11 protein-coding genes are annotated in these 21,778 nt (G+C 45.5%); 3 read left to right on the top strand and 8 right to left on the bottom strand.

Annotated features, from left to right (window positions below; translation table 11 throughout):
- Positions 1-204: 204 nt before the first annotated feature.
- The 8 genes from ONT19_RS13030 to ONT19_RS12995 all read right to left on the bottom strand — a co-directional run bounded on the left by ONT19_RS13030 (position 205) and on the right by ONT19_RS12995 (position 11,421).
- Complete coding sequence (locus ONT19_RS13030; protein ID WP_264953064.1) at positions 205-2,556, bottom strand: beta-glucosidase; 2,352 nt, start codon at positions 2,554-2,556, stop codon at positions 205-207.
- A gap of 642 nt (positions 2,557-3,198) precedes the next feature.
- Entirely contained in the window at positions 3,199-3,969 is a 771-nt protein-coding gene (gene trmB, locus ONT19_RS13025; RefSeq protein WP_022121261.1) for a tRNA (guanosine(46)-N7)-methyltransferase TrmB, read from the bottom strand.
- Between the two features lie 96 nt (positions 3,970-4,065).
- Complete coding sequence (locus tag ONT19_RS13020) at positions 4,066-4,773, bottom strand: ABC transporter ATP-binding protein (protein WP_218458789.1); 708 nt, start codon at positions 4,771-4,773, stop codon at positions 4,066-4,068.
- A 95-nt stretch (positions 4,774-4,868) separates the two neighbouring features.
- Positions 4,869-6,269 (bottom strand): DUF5687 family protein, encoded by a 1,401-nt coding sequence (locus ONT19_RS13015; RefSeq protein WP_264952138.1) that lies wholly within the window; start codon positions 6,267-6,269, stop codon positions 4,869-4,871.
- A 279-nt stretch (positions 6,270-6,548) separates the two neighbouring features.
- Positions 6,549-7,511 carry a glycoside hydrolase family 43 protein gene (locus tag ONT19_RS13010; RefSeq protein WP_264952137.1) on the bottom strand — a complete coding sequence of 321 codons (963 nt, stop codon included), beginning with the start codon at positions 7,509-7,511 and terminating at the stop codon, positions 6,549-6,551.
- Positions 7,512-7,557: 46 nt separating this feature from the next.
- The gene (locus ONT19_RS13005; RefSeq protein WP_264911014.1) at positions 7,558-8,682 is read right to left on the bottom strand and encodes an endo-1,4-beta-xylanase; all 1,125 of its coding nucleotides are present in this window, start codon (positions 8,680-8,682) and stop codon (positions 7,558-7,560) included.
- Between the two features lie 37 nt (positions 8,683-8,719).
- Complete coding sequence (locus tag ONT19_RS13000; RefSeq protein WP_264963872.1) at positions 8,720-10,153, bottom strand: MFS transporter; 1,434 nt, start codon at positions 10,151-10,153, stop codon at positions 8,720-8,722.
- Between the two features lie 65 nt (positions 10,154-10,218).
- The gene (locus ONT19_RS12995) at positions 10,219-11,421 is read right to left on the bottom strand and encodes an SGNH/GDSL hydrolase family protein (RefSeq protein WP_264952135.1); all 1,203 of its coding nucleotides are present in this window, start codon (positions 11,419-11,421) and stop codon (positions 10,219-10,221) included.
- Positions 11,422-11,672: 251 nt separating this feature from the next.
- Here ONT19_RS12995 and ONT19_RS12990 point away from each other — a divergent pair, with 251 nt between their 5' ends.
- The 3 genes from ONT19_RS12990 (at position 11,673) to ONT19_RS12980 (ending at position 21,775) form a co-directional block, all read left to right on the top strand.
- On the top strand, positions 11,673-15,593 hold the full coding sequence (locus ONT19_RS12990) for a hybrid sensor histidine kinase/response regulator transcription factor (RefSeq protein ID WP_264952134.1): 3,921 nt from the start codon (positions 11,673-11,675) through the stop codon (positions 15,591-15,593).
- An 83-nt stretch (positions 15,594-15,676) separates the two neighbouring features.
- Positions 15,677-17,713: an alpha-glucuronidase gene (locus ONT19_RS12985; RefSeq protein ID WP_264952133.1), complete on the top strand. Its 2,037-nt coding sequence runs from the start codon at positions 15,677-15,679 to the stop codon at positions 17,711-17,713.
- Positions 17,714-18,559: 846 nt separating this feature from the next.
- On the top strand, positions 18,560-21,775 hold the full coding sequence (locus tag ONT19_RS12980; RefSeq protein WP_118416839.1) for a SusC/RagA family TonB-linked outer membrane protein: 3,216 nt from the start codon (positions 18,560-18,562) through the stop codon (positions 21,773-21,775).
- Positions 21,776-21,778: the final 3 nt, after the last annotated feature.

Here is a 21,778-nt window from a genome sequence, read left to right as displayed (position 1 = left end):
GAGACGGGAGTTCTTTGCTTTTGAGGATAGGAAAATAGGTGCTGCGAAATTTATAAAGAAATAACTTTACAGACCAAATGTGGTGAAAAATATCTCTTAAGGGAAGATTTTATTTCCCTTAAGGAAAAATTCTCAATCTCTTCTTTCCCCATTTTCCGGGAGTTTCTTCTAGATAATCTCTTTCTAGAATATTATTTACACAGGCTACTTCTGCTTCAGATAGTTCAACTGAACCTTAGGAGCGCAAGCATTGCTTGTCTTCTCGGTATATTCTGCAACCTTTAAAGTAGCAGTACCCTTGATGTTCTCTACGTCACTACCTACCTTGAAGAGATAGTTACCTGCATCTACCTTCCACTGGCTATTGGCCTCATCGAAGCTGGCAAGATCGCGCTTTTCGAGGGTCATCTTCAAAGTCTGACTTTCACCTGGATTCAGCAACTTGGTCTTGCCGAAGGTCTTGAGTTCCTTGGCTGGCTTCTCGTAAGCGCCCTTAGGAGCGGTGACATAAACCTCAGCAACTTCCTTGCCGGCAACCTTACCGGTATTCTTGATAGTTACGCTAACCTCGATATTGTTGCCTTTAGCCTTGACTGATGGCTTGCCAAACTCGAAGGTAGTGTAGCTCAAACCATAACCGAAAGGATAAGCCACATTCTTCTTGAAGGTATCAAAGTAGCGATAACCTACGTAGATATCCTCCTCGTGGTTGCTATAGTCGTAACCCTTGATGTTGCCCTTGCTCCAATCCAGCAGATTCTTGTAGGTGTACATATCGTAATCCTTGGCAAAGTTGGCAGTAGAAGGATGATCGGTAGCAGCGATAGGCCAGGTCATGGTCAACTTACCCGATGGATTCACCTTACCGGTCAGGATATCAGCTACAGAGTTGCCGCCCTCGATACCTGGCTGCCAAGCTACGAGAATAGCATCCACACGGTCTCTCCAACTGGCAGTCTCCATCACAGAACCAGAGTTGATGATGACAATCACCTTCTTACCCTTGGCATGAAAAGCATCAGATACACGGAAAATCATATCCTGCTCTATCTGACTGAGGTTGAACTCACCATTGATCTGGCGATCCATTCCCTCACCTGCCTGACGGCCGATGGTGATGATGGCAGCATCAGCCTTTGGCTCCTCGCCAGCTACACAACGCTCAGTAATCTCAATTTCATCGAGCTTAGGCTGACCCTGATCCAGGAACCACATCATCGGATTCTTGTCTGCCTTCAACTTAGCCTTGGCATACTTCACATAATTCTGATAGATTTCCGTAAGCTGAGGAGTAGTTGCCACGCCGATGTTCTTCAAACCGGTAACCATATCTACAGAATAGCCTACATTAACGGCTCCACTACCGAGGCCACCCGACATGAAGTCGTAAGAGTTGACACCGAAGAGTGCCACGGTCTTCAAACCCTGGATAGGAAGAGCGGCATCATTCTTCAGGAGCACCATACCCTCGGTAGAACTCTGACGGGTGATGGCAGCATGAGCCTTCAAGTCTGGCTCACCACTATATTTATATCCCTTGAATCGAGGAGTCTTCACAATATATTCGAGCATACGGCGAACATTGCGGTCCACATCCTTGATATCCAGCTTGCCATTCTTTACGGCATCAACAATATCCTGCACCTGAGCTGGATAACCCGGCATCATCAGGTCGTTGCCAGCCTCTACTTCCTGTTCCAGAGGAAGGTCGGCACGCTTACCAATCCAGTCGGTCTCCACGATTCCCTTATATCCCCAGTCGTTGCGGAGAATATCAGTCAAGAGCCCCTTGTTGCCCTGCGCATAAACACCGTTTACCTTATTATAGGCAGACATGATAGTCCAAGGATTGCTCTTGCGAACCATCATCTCGAACCCCTTCAGATACAGCTCACGGAGAGCACGCTGGCTCAATCGCTCATCCACCTTGGTACGGTCAGTTTCCTGAGAGTTCACGGCAAAGTGCTTGGCACTTACACCCACGCCCTGGCTCTGCACACCCTGTACAAAGGCGGTTCCGATAAGACCCGTTACGATTGGGTCTTCAGAATAATACTCAAAGTTACGGCCGCAGAGCGGATTGCGATGCAGGTTCATACCCGGTCCGAGTACAACATCACAGCCATACTCCAGGGTTTCGTTACCGATAGCCTCACCCACCTTGCGCACCAGGTCGGTGTTCCAGGTAGAAGCCAGACAGGTTCCGATAGGGAAACCAGTGGCAAAGTAGCTACGGCTGTCACCTTCGCGATGAGCATCGATATGAACTCCGGCAGGACCATCACACTGAACGGTAGTAGGAATGCCGAGACGAGGGATGGCTACAGTAGTACCCGCAGCACCCGGCACGAACTTCTTCTGATGTCCGAGCATAGCACCGCTGCCCACGAATCCATCGTTACCACCGCCCACCAGCATCTGGGCTTTTTCTTCCAAGGTCATCGCCTTGATTACTTCTTCGATGTTATTGGCATTCAGTTTTGGTGCTGATTGCGCCATCATTGTAGTTGCCATCGCTCCAGCCGCAACGGTAAGAGCCAATTTCTTATAGTTCATCATTTTGTCGTTTATTTAGTTAGTTATTACTTTTCTATTCTTTTAGTCGTTTCGTCAGTTCCATGCAGTCCCTGAGAATACTGCACTTCTTCAAAAACTTGCTGCAAATATAATAAAATAAGGTGGAAACACCAAGCATTTCCACCTTTTTTTCTTGAATTCAACAAGATTATTCCCGGATTTAACAAAAGGTATAGGAAGAACATAACATACTATACATATCCCTAACCTAAGACTAGTCCTGATATTTAATCTGGAAGTAATCAAAAACAAAACATTCCTTCCATTTCAATCTTTCGCAAATTTCATCAAAAAGAAGAACTGAGGAAAAAGATGTTATGGTAAAAGTAGTCGTCAACTTGATTAACAAAGACAATCAATAGAATTGCCATTAAAAAGCCGCACAACAGCTGTTCTACGCATGCACAACAGCTGAAAGACAAGCGCACAACAGCTGATGTGCGACCGCATATCAACTGTTGTGCGCTTCGAGATACTTACTGTTCCAACAACTTCTATTGTATCTCCAAACAACTTCAGTTACTTCTTTCAGATACTTATGACGCATTCTTCAAACGCCAATAACGCTTGAGGAAAGGCATTCAAAGCATTGCGGAAGCTTATTCAAATCATTGTAAAAATCTACTTCGCTGTATCCTTTGAGCTTCGCTTATCACGGCGATAACTGCGATAATCATCCAGCGGAATCTCAATATCAGGTTCCACCAACTCCCCCTCACGTGGCAAGGCGAACTTCTGATACTTGATGTTCAAGCCACGCTCTATCCACATACTCTCATAATAGGTCTGGATAGAGAGAATCTTACGGGTTTCCTCATCGATACCCTCCTGATGATAGAGGTCCTCGGTGCGGAAGAGCACAGGCAGATGGTTGCCATCCACCATATAAGTAGTATAGGTGAAGAGGAAGTTGGAGTCCGTCTTCAGATGGATGATGCCGCCATCCACGAGGAAATGGCGATAACGGTTCATGAAGTAAGTAGATGTAAGACGCTTGCGAGGGTTCTTCATCTGCGGGTCAGAGAAGGTGAGCCAGATTTCCTGCACCTCATCCTCGGCAAAGAAGCGGTCGATAATCTCGATGTTGGTACGGAGGAAAGCCACGTTCTTCTGTCCTTCCTCTATCGCTTTCTTGGCACCGGTCCACATACGTGCGCCCTTGATATCCACACCGATGAAGTTCATCTCAGGATAGAGCTTGGCAAGTTCCACGGTATATTCACCCTTGCCGCATCCCAACTCCAGCACGATAGGGTTATCATTGTGGAAATACATCTCACGCCACTTGCCCTTCATATCGAAAGGCACGTCATCTACTACACTATATGGATACTGGAACACGTTCTCGAAACGCTCCATATCCGCAAACTTAGCTAATTTTCCTTTGCTCATTGATTCTTTTTTTCTTCGTTTGAGTGCAAAGGTAAGCATTTAACGATAATTATACAAATCATATCATGGAATTTGTATAATATTAACGGAAAAAGTTTATTCCGCCTGAATACCGAAGTACTCGTTGAGTTCGGCGATGGCAGCGCCATCGGCATTAGGAAGATCCTTCACCAGCTTGCCTTTCTCCAGCAGGAGGATGCGGGAGGAGATGTCGGCAACGAAGTTGAGGTTATGGCTGGAGATGATGACCGTGGTGCCCTGCTCCTTGCAGATGCGCTGAATCATGTGGGCGATAGTCATCTGAGAAGATGGGTCGAGATAGTTGAACGGCTCATCTAGGAGAAGAACCTTCGGATTAATAATCATCGCTCCGATGATACCAATCTTCTGTCGGTTGCCCTGAGAAAAATCGCGGAGATACTTCTTGGTTCCCATGATTTCATCGTGCATAAAGCCCTCAAACTGAGCCAATCGCTCCTGCAAGATTTCATCGTCAATGTGATAAACATCAGCAATGAAATCGAAGTATTCCTCAGGGGTGAGGAAGTCGATGAGGAATCTGCCGTCGATGTAACTGCCGGTATATTCCTTCCAGGTCTCACTCTCGTTCACCTTCTGTCCATTGCTTTCCACGAAACCATCATCAGCCTGAATCAGGTCGAGAATCAGACGGAGCAAGGTGGTCTTGCCCGCACCATTATTACCTACGAGTCCTATCAACTCGCCCTTTGCAACACCCAGATTATCAATATCGAGTACGGTATTGCCATTATATATCTTTTTGAGATTCTGAATCTTAATCATATTACTTTGAACTTTGAATTTTGAACATTGAACTTTATGATTAGTAAAGCTATTGAATTCTTCACTCTTCGTTCTTCACTCTTCACTTAATTCTCCTAGCTTTCCATGAACTTCTCCATGCGCTTATACTTGTTCTTCTCGAAGATGGCAGCTATCTTGGCGATGAACCATTTGTGGATGGCGATGCTGAAGACTGCCAGCGTTACGCAGGTGATAAACCATGCCGTCTCACCGAAGAAATAATAGACAGCACAGACACCAGCCAGCGGGAAAAGAAAGGCGATGGCATAAAGATTAATCTTCAGATTAGCTCCCTGCATGCTGAACATGGAAGTCTGGAATATCTCCAGACGGGAAGAGAAGAGTGCCGTAGGCAGATTAAAGAGATTGATGAATACTGCCAGACAGAAACCGCTGATAAGCACCTGGATTCCGATTCCTGCCTGCAGGAAAAGGAACGGAAGAGTAAGCAACAAAGCGACAGCACTCACCACCATATAATAATAGAAGCAATTCTGCAGCATCTGTTTAACCTTGACAGGCTTGGTCATCAAACCATGGAAGAAGTTTGCCTCAATGCCAAAGGTCCACTGCGACAACACCACCGATGGCAGCAGGATGGCACCCGCCACATAGAGGGTAGTCATAGCCACCTTGTCCCCCATTTCCTGTCCCGCTTCTGCCGGTAGCAAGGCAAAGAGATAGGCATCGAAAAGGAAGATGGCAGTAATCATAATCACCATCGTACGGACACGCTTTGCTCTCAATGTGCCGATATATTGCAGACTGAAGAGGTTGATATGGCTGAAACCACGGAACCTGGAAACCTTCTGCTTCTGCTCGTTATAAATCTTTTCGTGATAGAGATAGATGGTAAGTCCGGCGAATACCGCTCCGGCAAGGAAGAAGATACCCACCCATCCCATCCATACCGGGAAGAAGGAAGCCACAAACATATACCCTATCAGCACGGCAAACATTCCCATCCATCCCAATATCAAGGGCCATTTCAGAATCCACTCCGTAGCCTTGCGGTAACAGGTGATGTAGATGCCGTCAATATAAGAAAACGCCAGGAACAGAAAGAAGCTGGCAATAACCTGACCTGCAGGCAGGAAATAGATAAATACCGGAAGCATAAGCACCGGAAGCACATAGTTCCAGAAGCTCACGAGATTGGTGGTGAGCAGGAACTTGTTCCAGATCTTCTCTGGCACAGGGCGCGACTTCACATAATCATCCATTGCTGTAATATCCCGCTTCATCACCATCTTCATGATGATGTCAGGAATCAGCATACCGACAACGATACCGGCTCCCAACAGGGCAGGCATGTCTTCGCCCCCAAGTTCTCCCCCATTCTCGGTGAAGCTGAGAAAGAAGCTCACGCCCATCACCACATACAGGAAGATGATGTAGCACGCCACGAAGGCATCTCGCTTGTGGAAGTTACGGCGCTGCTGCAACCACCAAAGCCTTAAAAGTAATCTCAACATAAATTATTCTTTTTATGGTTTACGGGCACAAAGGTAAACAAAAATATCCGAAATCTCCTACAAACTGATAGAAATAACTTAAAAATAACATTAGATGAAAAGTAAGAGAAAACGGAAAGAGAAGAAAAGAAAGAATAGGAACATACGCAAAAACGGCATCTCCTCACGAAGATGCCGTTTCTTCCAAACTAACATTAACTTATATATCAACTATTCATCAAAACTATTATAAACCTAAAAGTCAACCTAAACGTATGTCATCTAAAACTTATAATACTCTTATTCAGGCTGAACCGGCAAGATGTTATCATCCTCATCATAGAAGAGAGGAGCCACCTTTACGCTGCGAAGCCAGGTTGTATCATTTGATGGCACACAGTCGTGATGGAACAGATACCACTGTCCCTTGTACTCACAGATACTGTGATGGGTTGTCCAACCTACTACCGGTTCCAGGATGACGCCCTTGTAAGTGAACGGACCATAAGGATTATCACCTACAGCATAGCAGAGATAATGAGTATCACCGGTAGAGTAGCTGAAGTAATACTTGCCCTTATACTTATGCATCCAGCTGGCCTCGAAGAAGCGATGTGGATCATCAGCTGGCAATACCTTACCCTCCTCGTCAACGATGACAACAGGCTTTGGCATTTCTGCAAACTGCTGCACATCATCCGTCATCATGGCTACACGAGATGGCAATGGATTCTCCTTGCCCTCTGGAAGATGCTCATCCTTCAGTGCCTTGTTGTCCTTGTACCACTGAAGCTGACCGCCCCAGATACCACCGAAGTAGCAGTAAATCTTGCCATCATCATCCTTGAACACGCAAGGGTCGATGCTGTATGACTTGCGGATAGGGTCGGCATTCGGAATGAAAGGACCTTCAGGCTTATCAGCCACAGCCACACCGAGATGGAACACACCATTATAATCCTTGGCAGAGAAGATAAGATAGTACTTGCCATCCTTCTCTACTACATCGTTGTCCCACATCTGCTTCTCAGCCCATGGCACATCCTTCACGTCGAGAATCACACCATGATCGGTTACCTCACCTTCCATCACATCGTCCATAGAGAGAACATGATAGTCTTTCATCTGGAAGTGACCGCCATCATCGTCGAAACTTTCGCCGCTATCCCAGTCATGAGATGGGTAAACATACAGGCGACCGTTAAACACATTGGCAGATGGATCTGCCATATAATCCTTTGGGAACAAATATCTTGCTTTCATTGTTGTTTATTATTTTAAGAGATGTACAATATTATCTAAAGAGATTTTACTTAAAGAGATTGACGATTTCCTTCACCACTGGCTTCACATTGTTGTTACGATCGATGAGCAGCGGATAGTTGGTTCTGCCAGGGATAGGCCAGCCATTCAACCAAGAGTGACCATCGTTGACACCCCAGAAGGTAACACGACTGATGACATCCTTGTGACGCTCTACAATCTTAAAGAGATCGAGATAACGCTGGTTGAAGAGTTTCTGCGCCTTCTTGTCAAGTCCCTTCACGTATGGATTGTACTTCTTCTGAAGTTCAAACTTCTGGCTGATTTCCGCTCCGCCGAATCCTTCCGGATTAGGAAGCATGTTCATATCCAGCTCAGTCAGCATCACCTTCACGCCTTCACCAGCAAAAGCCTCAATGCTCTTCTCATACTCAGCATAATCAGGATAATCAAAACCATTGTGGCTCTGCATACCTACTGCATCGATACGGAGACCCTTCGCCTTCAAATCGCGAACCAGTTTGCAGATAGCCTCTCGCTTAGCTGGTTTCGAAGTAGAATAATCATTGTAGTAGAGTTCTACGTTTGGATCAGCCTCATGCGCAAAGCGGAAAGCCAGTTCGATGAACTCCGGACCGATAATCTTATAATATAAAGACTTGCGGTAAGAACCATCATCCTCGAAAGCCTCGTTCACAACGTCCCAACCCTTTACTCTACCTTTATAATGAGTAACCACATTCATAATATGGTTATACATTCTGCCGATAAGCACTTCACGGCTTACCAGATTACCCTTATCATCGGTAAACATCCACTTAGGTGGCTGAGAATGCCAAACCAGACAATGCCCGATCAAGGTCTTGCCGTTCTTCTCTGCCCAGTCGGCGAGTTTATCGCCATCAGTGAAATCAAAGCGATTCACCTCCGGATGATTCTTCTCGCCCTTCATACAGTTTTCGGCAACTACCTGGTTAAACTGTTTCTTCACTACTTCCTCACCTGCAGGGTCTTGTCCATCAGGCAAATCGGTATTAATGGCAGCACCTACCAGGAAGTACTTACCCATAGTTTCCTGGAATGTTGGGATTTGAGCTGCTGAGTTCGCTTTTTGAGCGAAAGCTGTTGAAGCAAGCATCAGCCCCAGTGCCAGAGTTGTGATCTTTTTCATATCTTATATCTATTTTTCTCGTTAATAATTATAGTCTCTAGTTTTCTTCCTTGTGTCGGGCCTCAATCTTCTTGTTGATGTCGTCGATAACCTCATCGGTCAACTCATATTTAGAGATGATGAACATCGCCAAACCCAGCAGGATGGCAGGAATCACACATACCAGCCAGCGGATACCCTCCTGTGCCAGAGGAGTCTGCTGCTCCAAATCATTCATGAAGTAAGCACCGGCAGCATTACCTACCGACATCATGGCGAAGGCTGTAATAAAGAAGAGAGCAACGATACGGAGAGGACGGTTGTGGAAGAATTCTGTCCACAGGTCGCTCACCTTTACATTCTTGGTTTCCTTCTCATCCATTACCACACGTTCCTTGGTTTGGGTAAAGCAGAATACCAGAAGGGCGAAACCTACCAGGGCAAAAATCAGCATGGCAACAAACCAAGCATTACTGTCGGTAGGAAGAGAGTTGCTCTCCTGAGCAGCTGCTGCCTGATAACCAGTCCATGCAAGAACTGCACCAGGAATAACACCACCCAGAGCCATACCTGCCTTATAGAAGATACCGGTCAGGGCATTGACGATGCCGGCAATACGCTTGCCGCTGGTATATTCTGCAAAAGAGATAACCTCCGGAATCAAAGCCCACATATATCCTGTAGCTACGATTACGCCTGTTGATTTGATGAACTGAGCGATATAAACCAGCGTGATATGATCCTTTACAGATCCCATCTTGCTGATGATATAAAGCATCGCCATACCCACGATAGCCACAGTAAGGAAGATATAGAACATATTCTTCTTGCCCACCTTTTTCTTGATGGCAGGAACCAGTGGCATAAAGATGAAGGATGGCAAAGAGCCCAAACCCATGAAGAGCGCCATCTCGATAGGAAGATCCTTGGCTGCAGCGAGCATCGCTACCAGGATTGGAACACCTGCCGATACACAGAGTCCACCCACATTTGCCATAAACATACGTACAGAGGTAAGAATGGTTATTTCGTCTGTATCGCGAGTCAGCGAAGAGTTCAAGGCTCCGTAAGGCACATTGATCAATGTATAGAGCATAGACAAGCCTACGTATGTTACATAGGCATAGATAAGTTTGATGGTTTCTGTCTGTCCTTCCATACCATTCCAAAAACAGAGGATGGCAAGTACGGTGAGTGGCAAACCCGCCAAAACGAGATAAGAGCGATACTTACCCCAACGCGGATTATGCTTATCTACATAAGTTCCCACCAATGGGTCCCAAAGTACATCGACCAAGCGAACCACCAAGAACATGGTGGCAGCAACACCAGGATTAAGTCCATAGATGTCGGTGTAGAAGAACAACAGATACATGCAGATGGTCTGGTAGATGAGGTTTTGCGCCAAGTCTCCAGATCCGAATCCGATGCGTTGTAGCCAATTCAGTTTGTAGAATCCCTTAGATTCCTGTGTTACAGATGTCTGTTCCATATTTAATTCTGTCATTAAGTTTACACCTTATTATATATATAACATAAAAGATGCATATAATATATTTACTTCAATTTCTCTGCGGCAAACTTGCCCATTGCCTCATATCCCTTCGGATTGAGATGCAGCCAGTCGTCAGAATACTCAGCCTTCAGACGCTGAGGGTCTTTCGGATCGCGGGTCAGCTCATCGAAATCGATGACCTCGTCGAAGGCACCACTTTTTCTGATCCATTCGTTCACGGTCTGTCGCATCGCCTCATGCCAGTAAGAATACCAGCCGTTTCCCTTGGTTGGGGTGATGGTTCCGCCATACACCTTGATTCCCTTTGCCTTGGCTTTCGCTATCAGCACCTTGTAGCAGGCAATCAGGGTATCTGTTACATGCTCATAATTTCCGCTGCAGCAACCGATATCGTTGGTTCCCTCGAAGATGATGAGTTTATCTACACCTGTCTGTCCCAGGATATCACGGTCGAAACGTTTCATGGCTGGTTCGCTCAATCCACCTTGCACCACGCAGTTGCCACCGATTCCAAGATTCAATACGCCGTATGGCTTCTCTGCATTCAAGGCATCCGAGAGAAAATCGGTCCAGCGGTTCTGATGGTTAGTAGTACTTCCACGGCCATCGGTAATAGAGTTTCCGAGGATAGCTACCACAGGGGTAGCCTTATCGGTCTTCACATCAATGGCAGAAAGATTGTACCAGTGGTCAGCCTCCTCGCCATCATCAAAACTCTTATCCATCGGTTTAGGAGTACGATGCAAACCGTTTACTATATAAGATGTGGTACGTGAACCACGATGGGATGTTGCATTCACTGGAGTCTGCTTGCCATAGTCGATGGTAATCGTGAGGCGCTGTCCACTCTTCAAGGCATATTTCAAATCATCAGAGAAGATAGCCTTGCCAGGAGCAATGGTTACATTCTTCTTGCCATTAAACTTGAGATACTTCACGGTCTTACCATTCACAAACCAGTTGCTGTCCTTATCGGTATCTGCTATATACACCGATTTGATTTCTACCGGCTCCTTACTCTGCTCGTTGCTGAGCTTCACTCTGAGTTCCTCTCCGCCAAAAGATACATGAACTATCTGTCGACAAGAACGGTTGCTCAAGCTTTCCTTAGGCATATCTCCTTTACCAGTCCATTCCACTGCAGTAGCCCAAGATCCTTTCCATACCTTCTGAGCAAAAGCTACAGAACCTGACGTAGCCAATACGAGCGCCAGCGATAAGATTTTGATTGCTTGTCTATTCATTGTTATTATGATGCTTTTAATGTTTCTATTGTTGTTGACGATGCAAATTTACTAATAAGTAATGAAATAACAGGTATTTAATAGTTACCATTACTTTTCTATTTGTTTCATACCTGCAAAAAGAGCGCAAAAAGATAAAGAAACAAAAAGAAATGAAACATTTTGTTGCATTAGAATTTGTTTCTTTCATTGTTTTTTGTTACTTTTGCAGCCGTAACAACCTATTTTAAACAAGCAACAAACTGAAACTTATGAAATATACGAAACATTGCCTCATGGCATTTATGGCTATCATCATTTCGCTCATGGTATGGGCAGACAGTGGTGAACTTTTCACATCGGGCAAACTGTCAAGTTCGCTCATCAACTGCATGGTGCAGGATAAATACGGATATATCTGGGTGGGAACCGAATATGGACTCAGCAAGTTTGACGGCTACCGCTTTACCAACTATCTGCACAACGAAGAAGACACAACCTCCATTACCGACAACATTATCTCCGACCTGCTGGTAGATAAGAAAGGTAATCTGTGGATAGGTTGTGCCAAGGGACTGATGCGCTATAATTATGAAACGAACGATTTCGCCCGTCTCCAGTTTCCTGATGGCAGAAAGCCACGTATCTATTCTATGGTAGAAAGTCACAATGGCGATATCCTGCTGGGTACAGCAGGATATGGTCTCTATTCTGTAAAAGACAGAAATACCAAGAAAGCAACAGACAACCTTTTCACTATCAGACAGGAAAGGCAATACGCTGAGCGCGATTCTGATGTATTCTTTACCCATATCTACGAAGATAAGCATCATTATCTCTGGCAGAGTAGCCACCTTTCTATCTTCACCCGTTTCATCAAGAAACAAGGCAAGGTGCAGCGCAAAGACTTCAAATCGCCATGCGGAGCACCTGTGGCTTTCATCCAACATCGTCCGCAGGCTATGCTCATCGTCTGCATGTATGGCATCGTCTATTATGATTACCGGACAGGCCGCATCGCTGATGCCGGCTACGACTTTGGCGGTTATCAGAATAATGTAACCATCAACAATGCTACCTTCGACCACGAAGGCAACTTCTATATCAGCACCTCTGAGCATGGTGTTCTCATGATCAGAAAGGGAAGCAACAGGGTAGAACAGTTGGAGAACAGCAACAGCAGTTTCAATCTGGCTACCGCCTTCGTCAACGATATCATCGAAGATAAGGACAACAATCTCTGGATAGGCTGTTACAAGAAAGGTCTGTACCTGATTAACCAGCGCCAGCAGGCTTTCAACAGCTGGAGCTTTTCGGCACAGAACTATATCATCGGCAGCAGCGTTTCATCTATTGCACAAGGCGAGAATGGTGAAACATGGTGTACGGTACAGAACAGTGGCGTATTCTGTTTTGATGCTTCAGGCAAGATTATCGCCCACCCTCAGTCACCTGCCGGTACTTGCATCATCTATAAAGACCGACGTGGCGATTACTGGATCAGCAATGGCAGCGCACTCTACAGCTACAACCCTCATACAGGTACATACCAGCAGAAACTCACCTTTACCAGTGCCGGCATCTACTGTATGACCGACGATGCACAGGGCAACCTTTACATTTCAGTATACAGCAAAGGCCTATATATATATAATGTGGAAAGCGGCAAAGTTACCGTTCTGAATATGCAGCAAAGAGGCGATAAAGGATTTCTCTGCAACGACTGGGTGCGAAGCATGGCGCTCGACCATACAGGACATTTATGGATAGGAACCTCTAATGGAGTTTCCTGCCTCAATACCCGAACTCTCAGTTTCAAGGATTTTGGATGGCTCAACATTCTGAAAGACAGACAGGCGAATGGTATCTGCGAAGGAAAGAACGGCGATATTATCATCGGTACCGAAGAAGGACTCTATCTGTTTGACAGAAAGAGCAACAAGACGAAGAACTTCCCTCATGCAGAAGCGTTGAAAGGCAAGCAGGTCTGCAGCATCATCAAAGACCAGAAGGGTGACTTGTGGGTAAGTACAACCATGGGCATCTGGCAGTACGAACAGAAGAACAGACAGTTTATCGGGCACATCAACGGCAACGGACTTACTACCCGTGAGTACGTGCTGGGCTCTTCCATGCATACCGCCAGCGACCTTATTGCCTTCGGAACCAGTGACGGTATCACAACCTTCTATCCTGACGTTGTCAGAGCCAAGAAGATGGAATTGGGAGATGTACATCTCACCAACTTCATCATCGACGGAAAGCCAATCAACTGTATGGTCAAAGACTTCAGCATTCCTTACTCCCAGAATTCATTCACTCTGGAGTTCTCGCTGCTCAACTACAGGAACACCGATAATATCAGTTTCCAATACCGCATCAACGACGGCAAATGGAACAGCACCAATGAGGGAGCCAATGCCGTAGCATTCAACAAGTTGAAACCGGGCGACTATACGCTGGAGGTGAGAGCTACCAGCAATGGCAGATATTCCAAGAATCCTACCATCATCAACATCAAGGTATGCGACCCTTGGTATGCATCGCCCGAGGCATATCTCCTCTATATTCTGATCATAGCAAGCGTCATCCTGTATGTTATCTATACATACGAGCGCCACCGCAAGGCAGACCTGGAAGAGACCAAGATGCAGTTCCTCATCAATGCTACCCACGATATCCGTTCGCCGCTGACATTAATCATGGGGCCGCTCAACAAGCTGAAAACAAGATTAACAGATGCCGAAAGCAAACAGGATATCGATACCATCGACCGCAATGCCCAGCGCCTCCTGCTTCTGGTAAACCAGATACTTGATGAGCGAAAGATAGACAAGAACCAGATGCATCTCCATTGCCAGGAGACTCCGCTCAAGGATTTCCTGCATGGCATCGTATCGCTCTACCGCTTCAATGCACAGGAGCGCAACATCACCCTTTCGCTCAAAGAAGACGAAAGCCTCAGCAGCGATAAAGGCAAGCTGAAGGTTTGGATAGACCGCATCAACTTCGACAAGGTTATCTCCAACCTGCTCTCCAATGCCATGAAGTATACCTTTGATGGCGGCGAGATTACTGTTATCATAGGCAAAGACGAAAAGAATGCCATCATCAGGGTAGAAGATACAGGCATCGGACTGAAAGAAGAGAAGACCGACCGCCTCTTCGAACGTTTCTATCAGGGAAACAACAGCAGCGGTCTCCATATCGAAGGAACCGGTATCGGGCTCAACCTCTGTAAGGCATTTGTAGAAATGCACGGAGGCAAAATCAAGGCCTACAACCGTACCGACGGCATCAAGGGTTCCTGCTTCGAAGTAAGCATTCCGCTGGGCAACAGCCATCTGCAGCCAGGCGAGATACTGGAAGAAGAAGACAAGAAGGAGCAGGAGATTACCAAAAAGAAAGTACAGGCCAACCGTAACTTCAATATCCTGATAGTTGACGATGACAGCGAGATTGCCCAATACATCAAGACCGAACTGAGCGACTGGTACCGCTTTGAGCATGCCTGCAACGGCAAGGAGGGTTTGAAGATGCTGCTCACCGGCAAGTACGACCTCGTGATAAGCGATGTGATGATGCCGGAGATGGATGGAATCACCATGCTCAAGAACATCAAGAGTAACAGCAACATCAGCGATATCCCAGTCATCCTGCTCACCTCGAAGAGCGAGGTGGAACACCGGTTGGAGGGACTTCGCAGAGGAGCCGATGCTTTCCTGGCAAAGCCTTTCGACATGGAAGAGTTGCACATCCTTATCGACAACCTGGTGGATAATGTGCGACGTATCCGCGGCAAATACAGCGGAGCACAGGGCCAAAAGGCGAAGATTGAGCAGATTCAGGTAAAGGGCAATAACGATGCCCTGATGGAACGCGTGATGAAATATATCAACGCCCACCTTGCCGATCCCGACCTCAATGTAGAGAAACTTACCGAGGAGGTAGGTATCAGCCGTGCACAGCTCCACCGTAAACTGAAGGAGATTGCTGGTGTTTCTGCCGGAGAATTTATCCGTAACCTCCGACTGGAACAGGCGGCACGACTCATCGAAGAGGGGCAGATTAATATCACGCAGGTAGCCTACTCTGTAGGTTTCAACAACCAGACCCACTTCTCTACCGTGTTCAAAAAACACTATGGCATGTCGCCTAGCGAGTATGCTGAAACAAAGAGAAATGAGAAATAAACAACAAATAGAAGAGAATAAGGTATTTTTTCGTATCTTTGCAGCAGAAACAATAATAATACAAACTAACGATCTGGAAAGATATGAAGAAATACCTCATTTTATTATTTACGGTACTTACATCACTCCATGTTTCTGCACAGAGTGATGGTTCACAGTTATGGCTCGGAAAGCAGTATGCTAACTCATGCCAAGTCATCTCACAGTTGCCTGATGATGCAACAGCCAAGATTGCCAAGCAGGAGTTAGAAAACAACTGGCGTGGCAAGAATGTTGAGCTCAAGATAGACAAGAGTCTCAACCTGGGCGAGGGCTATAACATCTACGCCCGTCCTGCACAGCAAGGCGACAACATTCAGTACGAAGCAACTATCACCGCCAGCAATCCTATCGGTTTGCTCTATGGTGCCTACGAGTTAATTCGACTTCAGAACACTGATGCCTACAACACAGGTAGCGGTAATCAGCAGAACTTCAGCAAAGCTATTGATGAGACCGAGAAGCCACAAGTGGGTCTCCGCATCCTCAACCATTGGGATAATCTCGATGGCAGCATCGAACGTGGCTATGCCGGAAAGAGCATCTTCAAATGGGAAGAAATCAAACTCGGCAAAAACGGTAAGGGCGGCAGCATCAGTAAGAGTCTGCACGACCGTCTTATCACCTACGCCCGTGCCAACGCCTCTTTGGGCATCAACGGCAGCGTACTCAACAATGTAAACGCATCGCCAAAGATGATGACGGCTGAATATATTAATAAGGTGAAAGTCATCGCCAACATTCTGCGTCCTTATGGCATCCGGGTATACCTCAGCATCAACTTCGCTTCGCCTATGGCATTGGGCTATACCAAGACTGCCGACCCACTGGATAAGAAGGTTCAGCAGTGGTGGAAGAAGAAGGCAAAGGAGATATATGCTACCATCCCAGACTTTGGCGGTTTCCTCGTAAAAGCCAATTCTGAAGGACAGCCTGGTCCTGGCGATTACCACCGCACACATGCCGATGGAGCCAACATGCTTGCCGACGCCGTCAAACCATACGGAGGCATCATCATGTGGCGAAGCTTTGTATATGGTGCTAACCATAAGGGAGAAGACCGTGTAAAGCAAGCTGTCAGCGAATTCAAAGGTATGGATGGAAAGTTCCGTGACAATGTAATCCTACAGTCAAAGAATGGTCCGCTCGACTTCCAGCCACGTGAACCATACGCTCCAATCTTCGACAACATCAAACAGACTCCTCAGATAGCAGAACTTCAGATTACCCAGGAATATCTTGGTCAGTCTAAGCACCTCACCTATCTCGCTCCTATGTGGAAGGAATTCTTTGGCTTTGTTAATCCAGACAGACTGGTTGGAATCTCAGGTGTAGCCAATATCGGTGATGATGCCAACTGGTGCGGTCATCCTTTCTCTCAGGCTAACTGGTATGCTTTTGGCCGATTGGCATGGAATCCTTCACTTACAGCCGAGGAGATTGCTCACGAATGGCTCGTACAGACCTACGAAAACCAGGACGAGAAATTTACCAAGCCGGTAGAGATGATGATGATGACCTCACGTGAAGCTTGTGTCAACTATATGATGCCTTTGGGTTTGCACCATATCTTCAAGTTCGACCACCACTACGGTCCGGAGCCAGATGGTTTCATCGCAAGTTATCCTTTGGAATGGTGCCCGGTATACTACCATAAGGCTGATGCTCAGGGTGTAGGTTTCGATCGTTCATCCAAGGGCACAGATGCTGTCGGTCAGTATCCGGAACCTTACCGCAGTATGTATGACAACATCACAACTTGCCCTGAGGAATATCTCCTATGGTTCCATCATGTGCCTTGGACTTACAAGATGAAATCAGGCAGCACCCTCTGGCAGGAACTCTGCATGAAGTACAACATGGGTGTAGCAATGGTTGAAGTATATCGCGACTTCTGGCACACCTCAGCCAAACAGTATATGAAGGGTCATGAACAGGAATGGCAACATACCGATTCATTACTCAATGTACAGTTGGAAAACGCCAAGGAATGGCGCAATACCTGTCTCAAGTATTTTCAAACCTTTTCTAAAATGAAGATCTATGAGAAGAACAATGTTTCTTCTACCGTAGACAAGTAATTAAAGAGAAAATTCATGAAAATCTGTCGTAATCTCACTTTTTTATCGAGATTACGACAGATTTCTCGTTTAAAAGTTGTCGTAATCTTGCTTTTTTTCTGAGATTACGACAGAATTCTCGATTTTAACCCCTAAAAGTCCTTAGGAAAATGTGATGATTTAACAGAAAAGTCCTTAGGAAAATGTGATAAATATACTTAAAAGTCCTTAGGAAAATGTGATTTTACTTGCGTAATTCACTGTTTATTAGTATCTTTGCCAAAACATAATTTTTAGCATATGGAAAGACTACTTATATCCCAATTGTTAAAATGGAAAGACAGTCACGGAAGGAAGCCACTCATACTGGAAGGTGCAAGACAAGTCGGTTCGCACCAGTCTCTTGCCATACGAGAGAAACAACAGTTCAAAAACCATCAACATCCCCCTCTATATGCTCTTTGTTCTAGACAAAGAATTAAAGGCAGAAAGTTAGTATTTCAGCGAAAGCGGCAGTTTTTGACAAAACTGCCGCTTTCTCTTGTTTTTCATAAGCAAAAGTGTATAAAAACCGCATATTTATAATAAAATGTCGGGTAAAGTGCAACTTTTCTAGAAAAAAGTTTGGTGATTTCCTAAAAAATGCTTATTTTTGCAGCCGATTAAAAATATTATTAAAATTTAGTGAAGTTTGAGATACTTCCCTATATATAATAAGGTATGGCAACATACCCACCCCCACCAGTTCGGAATAAGAGTTGGAGACAAGAAATGAGTCCCCACGCTCAATAAAAGTTGGGAGGATATGTAGTGAGAAAGAAATATAAAACATTATATATTTATTAATTAATTAAACGAGAGAGATTTATGGAAAAAAGACTCATGACGTTTATTGCCTGCCTCTTCCTTAGTTTAGGAATGGCGTTGGCGCAAACTCAAGTTTCCGGTAAAGTAACCTCTGCAGAGGATGGTGAGCCAATCATTGGTGCATCTGTCAAAGTGGTAGGCACCAATACTGGTACGGTTACCGACATTGATGGTAACTTCTCTTTGGTTCTTCCTAACGGAAAGAACTCTGTAAAAGTGTCTTACATTGGTATGCAAGACAAAACCGTTGTCCTCAAAGCAGGCAACAACAAAATCGTTTTAGCTTCAGATTCAAAAAGCCTTGATGAGGTCGTAGTTACAGCTATGGGTATCACCCGTCAGAGCAAGGCCTTGGGTTACTCGGCTTCTGTTGTCGGTGGTGAGAAACTTTCTGAGTCACGCACAGGCGACATCATGTCTGGTATCGCAGGTAAGGTGGCTGGTGTACAGATTTCAGCTTCTTCTTCTGACCCAGGTGCTTCTAATTCCGTTGTTATTCGTGGTGTCAGCTCTTTGTCTGGCAACAACCAGCCTCTTTATGTTGTAGATGGTGTACCATTGTCAAACAGCTCAACAAGTAGTGAGACTTCTATGGTAGCAAGTGCTAACAGCTTGAATGAAAGCTACGACTTCGGTAATGGAGCCAATGCTGTCAACCCAGACGACGTTGAGAGCATGACCATCTTGAAGGGTGCCGCTGCTACAGCTCTCTATGGTAGCCGTGCTGCCAATGGTGTCATCCTGATTACCACCAAGAGTGGTAAGAAACAAAGCAAGGGAGTTGGTATTGAGTATAACGGCGGTTTGCAACTTGAGTCTGTTCTCCGTTTGCCTCAGATGCAGAACCAGTTCGGTATGGGTTGGTATGGTAACAAGACCGACCTGGAAAACGGTTCTTGGGGTCCTGAGTTTGATGGTTCTTCTTTGCGATATGGTAATATTTACGATAACTCTCAGCAATATAAGACTTATCGTGCCATCAAGGACAACGTGAAGGACTTCTTCGATACAGGTATTCGCTATAACAACAGTGTATCTTTCAATGGTGCAACAGATGTAAGCAACTTCTTCTTGAGTCTGTCACAGATTCACGATGATGGTATCATCCCAACAGACGCAGATAGCTACAACAAGTATACATTCTCAGGTCGTGCTAGTCACAAGATCAAGAACGTAACTTTGAGCATGTCTGCCAACTATGCTTACCAAAAGAATAATTTCGTAAGCACCGGTCAGCAGGCTGGTTCTATGTACAACTGTATCATGCAGACTCCTCGCGACATCAGCATAGCTGAGCTTAAGGATTTGAACAATCCATTCAATACTCCAGGTTATTACTATACTCCATATGGTGTAACCAACCCATACTACCTTTTGAACAACAATAAAAATCAGTATGAGCAGGAGCGTTTCTATGGCAAGTTGCAGTTGGATTGGGACATCATCAAGGACTTGAAGTTCTCTGGTCGTTTCGGTTTGGATACTACAACAGGTCATCACGATGAAGGTCAGCCAAATATGTCTAAACTCTATCAGGGCACTCCAAACTGGGCAGATGCGTTGTCTGCTTTGACAGGTAAGGCAAGCCAGCAGACAGAACGTACTCGTGAAATCGACTTGAATGCAATGTTGAGCTATAGTCATAATTTCATGGATAAACTGGACGTAAATGCAGTAGCTGGTCTTAATGGTAATGAGCGTAGATACAACTATTTCTATGCAGAGGTCACCAACCTGACTATCCCTACATTCTATAATTTGAACAACTCTTCAGAGAAGCCGACAGTAGATCAGTACAAGCAGCTTCGTCGCTTGATGGGTGCATACGGTCAGATTGATCTTGGCTGGGACAACTGGGCATACTTGACAATGACTGCTCGTAACGACTGGTCATCTACCCTACCTAAGGGCAATCGTTCTTTCTTCTATCCAGGTGTTACCGGTAGTGTTATCTTCTCTCAGTTCTTAACACCAGAGATGCAGAAGATTATCACCTTTGGTAAAGTACGCGCAGCTTGGGGTAAGACAGGTAATGATGCAAATGTATACATGACCTCTTCTGTATTTGCACAAGGTGGAGCAAACACATCAGGTTGGGGTACTAGCCAGTTCCCATTCACAAATGGTAACTATAATGCATATTCTGTAGGTAACGTATTGGGTAGCCCTACTTTGAGTCCAGAGATGACAACAGAGTTTGAGCTCGGTTTGAACATGGCATTCCTTCAGAATCGCTTGTCATTCGATGTATCTTACTACAATAGAGTATCAGACAAGCAGATATTCTCTCTGGCTATGGATCCTGCTTCTGGTTATACCGCACAGAACACCAACCTCGGTAAGATTCGTAACCGTGGTGTCGAGGCTTTGATCAGCGGCACACCAATTAAGACAAAGGATTTCAAATGGGATATTTCCCTCAACTGGACATTGAACCGCAGCAAGGTAATTTCTCTTCCAGAAGAACTCGGTGGAGAGTCTGTAATCTATGGCTTGAGTGGCGGCACAGGTCTCTATGCCATCGTTGGCGAGGAGCTTGGTGTGTTCAAGGCTTACACTTCACAGCGTGATGCCGAAGGTCACATTATCGTAGACCCTAAGACCGGTCTTCCTCTTAAGACTACAGAGCAGCAGATTGTTGGTAGCATGAACAGCAAGTATCAGATGGGTATTTCCAATACCTTCTCTTACAAGGGCGTAAGTTTGTCATTCGATTTCGATATTCGTAAGGGCGGTGTGATGTATTCTCGTACCAAGAGCGTCAACTATTTCGTTGGTAACGCTATTCAGACTGCTTACAACAGCCGTCATCCATTCATCGTTCCGAACTCTGTAGTTCAGACAGGCACAGATGCCAACGGCGCTCCTGTATATGGCGAGAACACAACAGCATTGAATGCAACCAACCTTTATAACTACTGGAACAATGGTGCAGACAATTACGATGCCGATTTCTTGGTTGACAAGAGCTATGTAAAACTTCGTTCCGTAGTACTTTCTTGGGATCTTCCTAAGGCTTGGCTTGCCAAGACATTCTTGACAGGTGTGAAGGTTTCTGTCTTTGGAAACAACTTGTTCCTCTGGACACCTTCTAGCAATACTTTCATCGACCCAGAGTCAACCTCTTTCGGTAACGACTTGTCTGGTAACTATGGTGAGTATTCTGCCAACCCAAGTTCTAGAAAGATTGGTTTCAATGTTTCAGTTAAATTCTAATAA

The sequence above is a fragment of the Segatella copri genome (assembly GCF_026015625.1).
In the GTDB taxonomy this organism is placed as follows: Bacteria; Bacteroidota; Bacteroidia; order Bacteroidales; family Bacteroidaceae; genus Prevotella; species Prevotella copri_H.
Note: the sequence above shows the minus strand (reverse complement) of the source record. Positions and strands in the feature narration are given on the sequence as shown.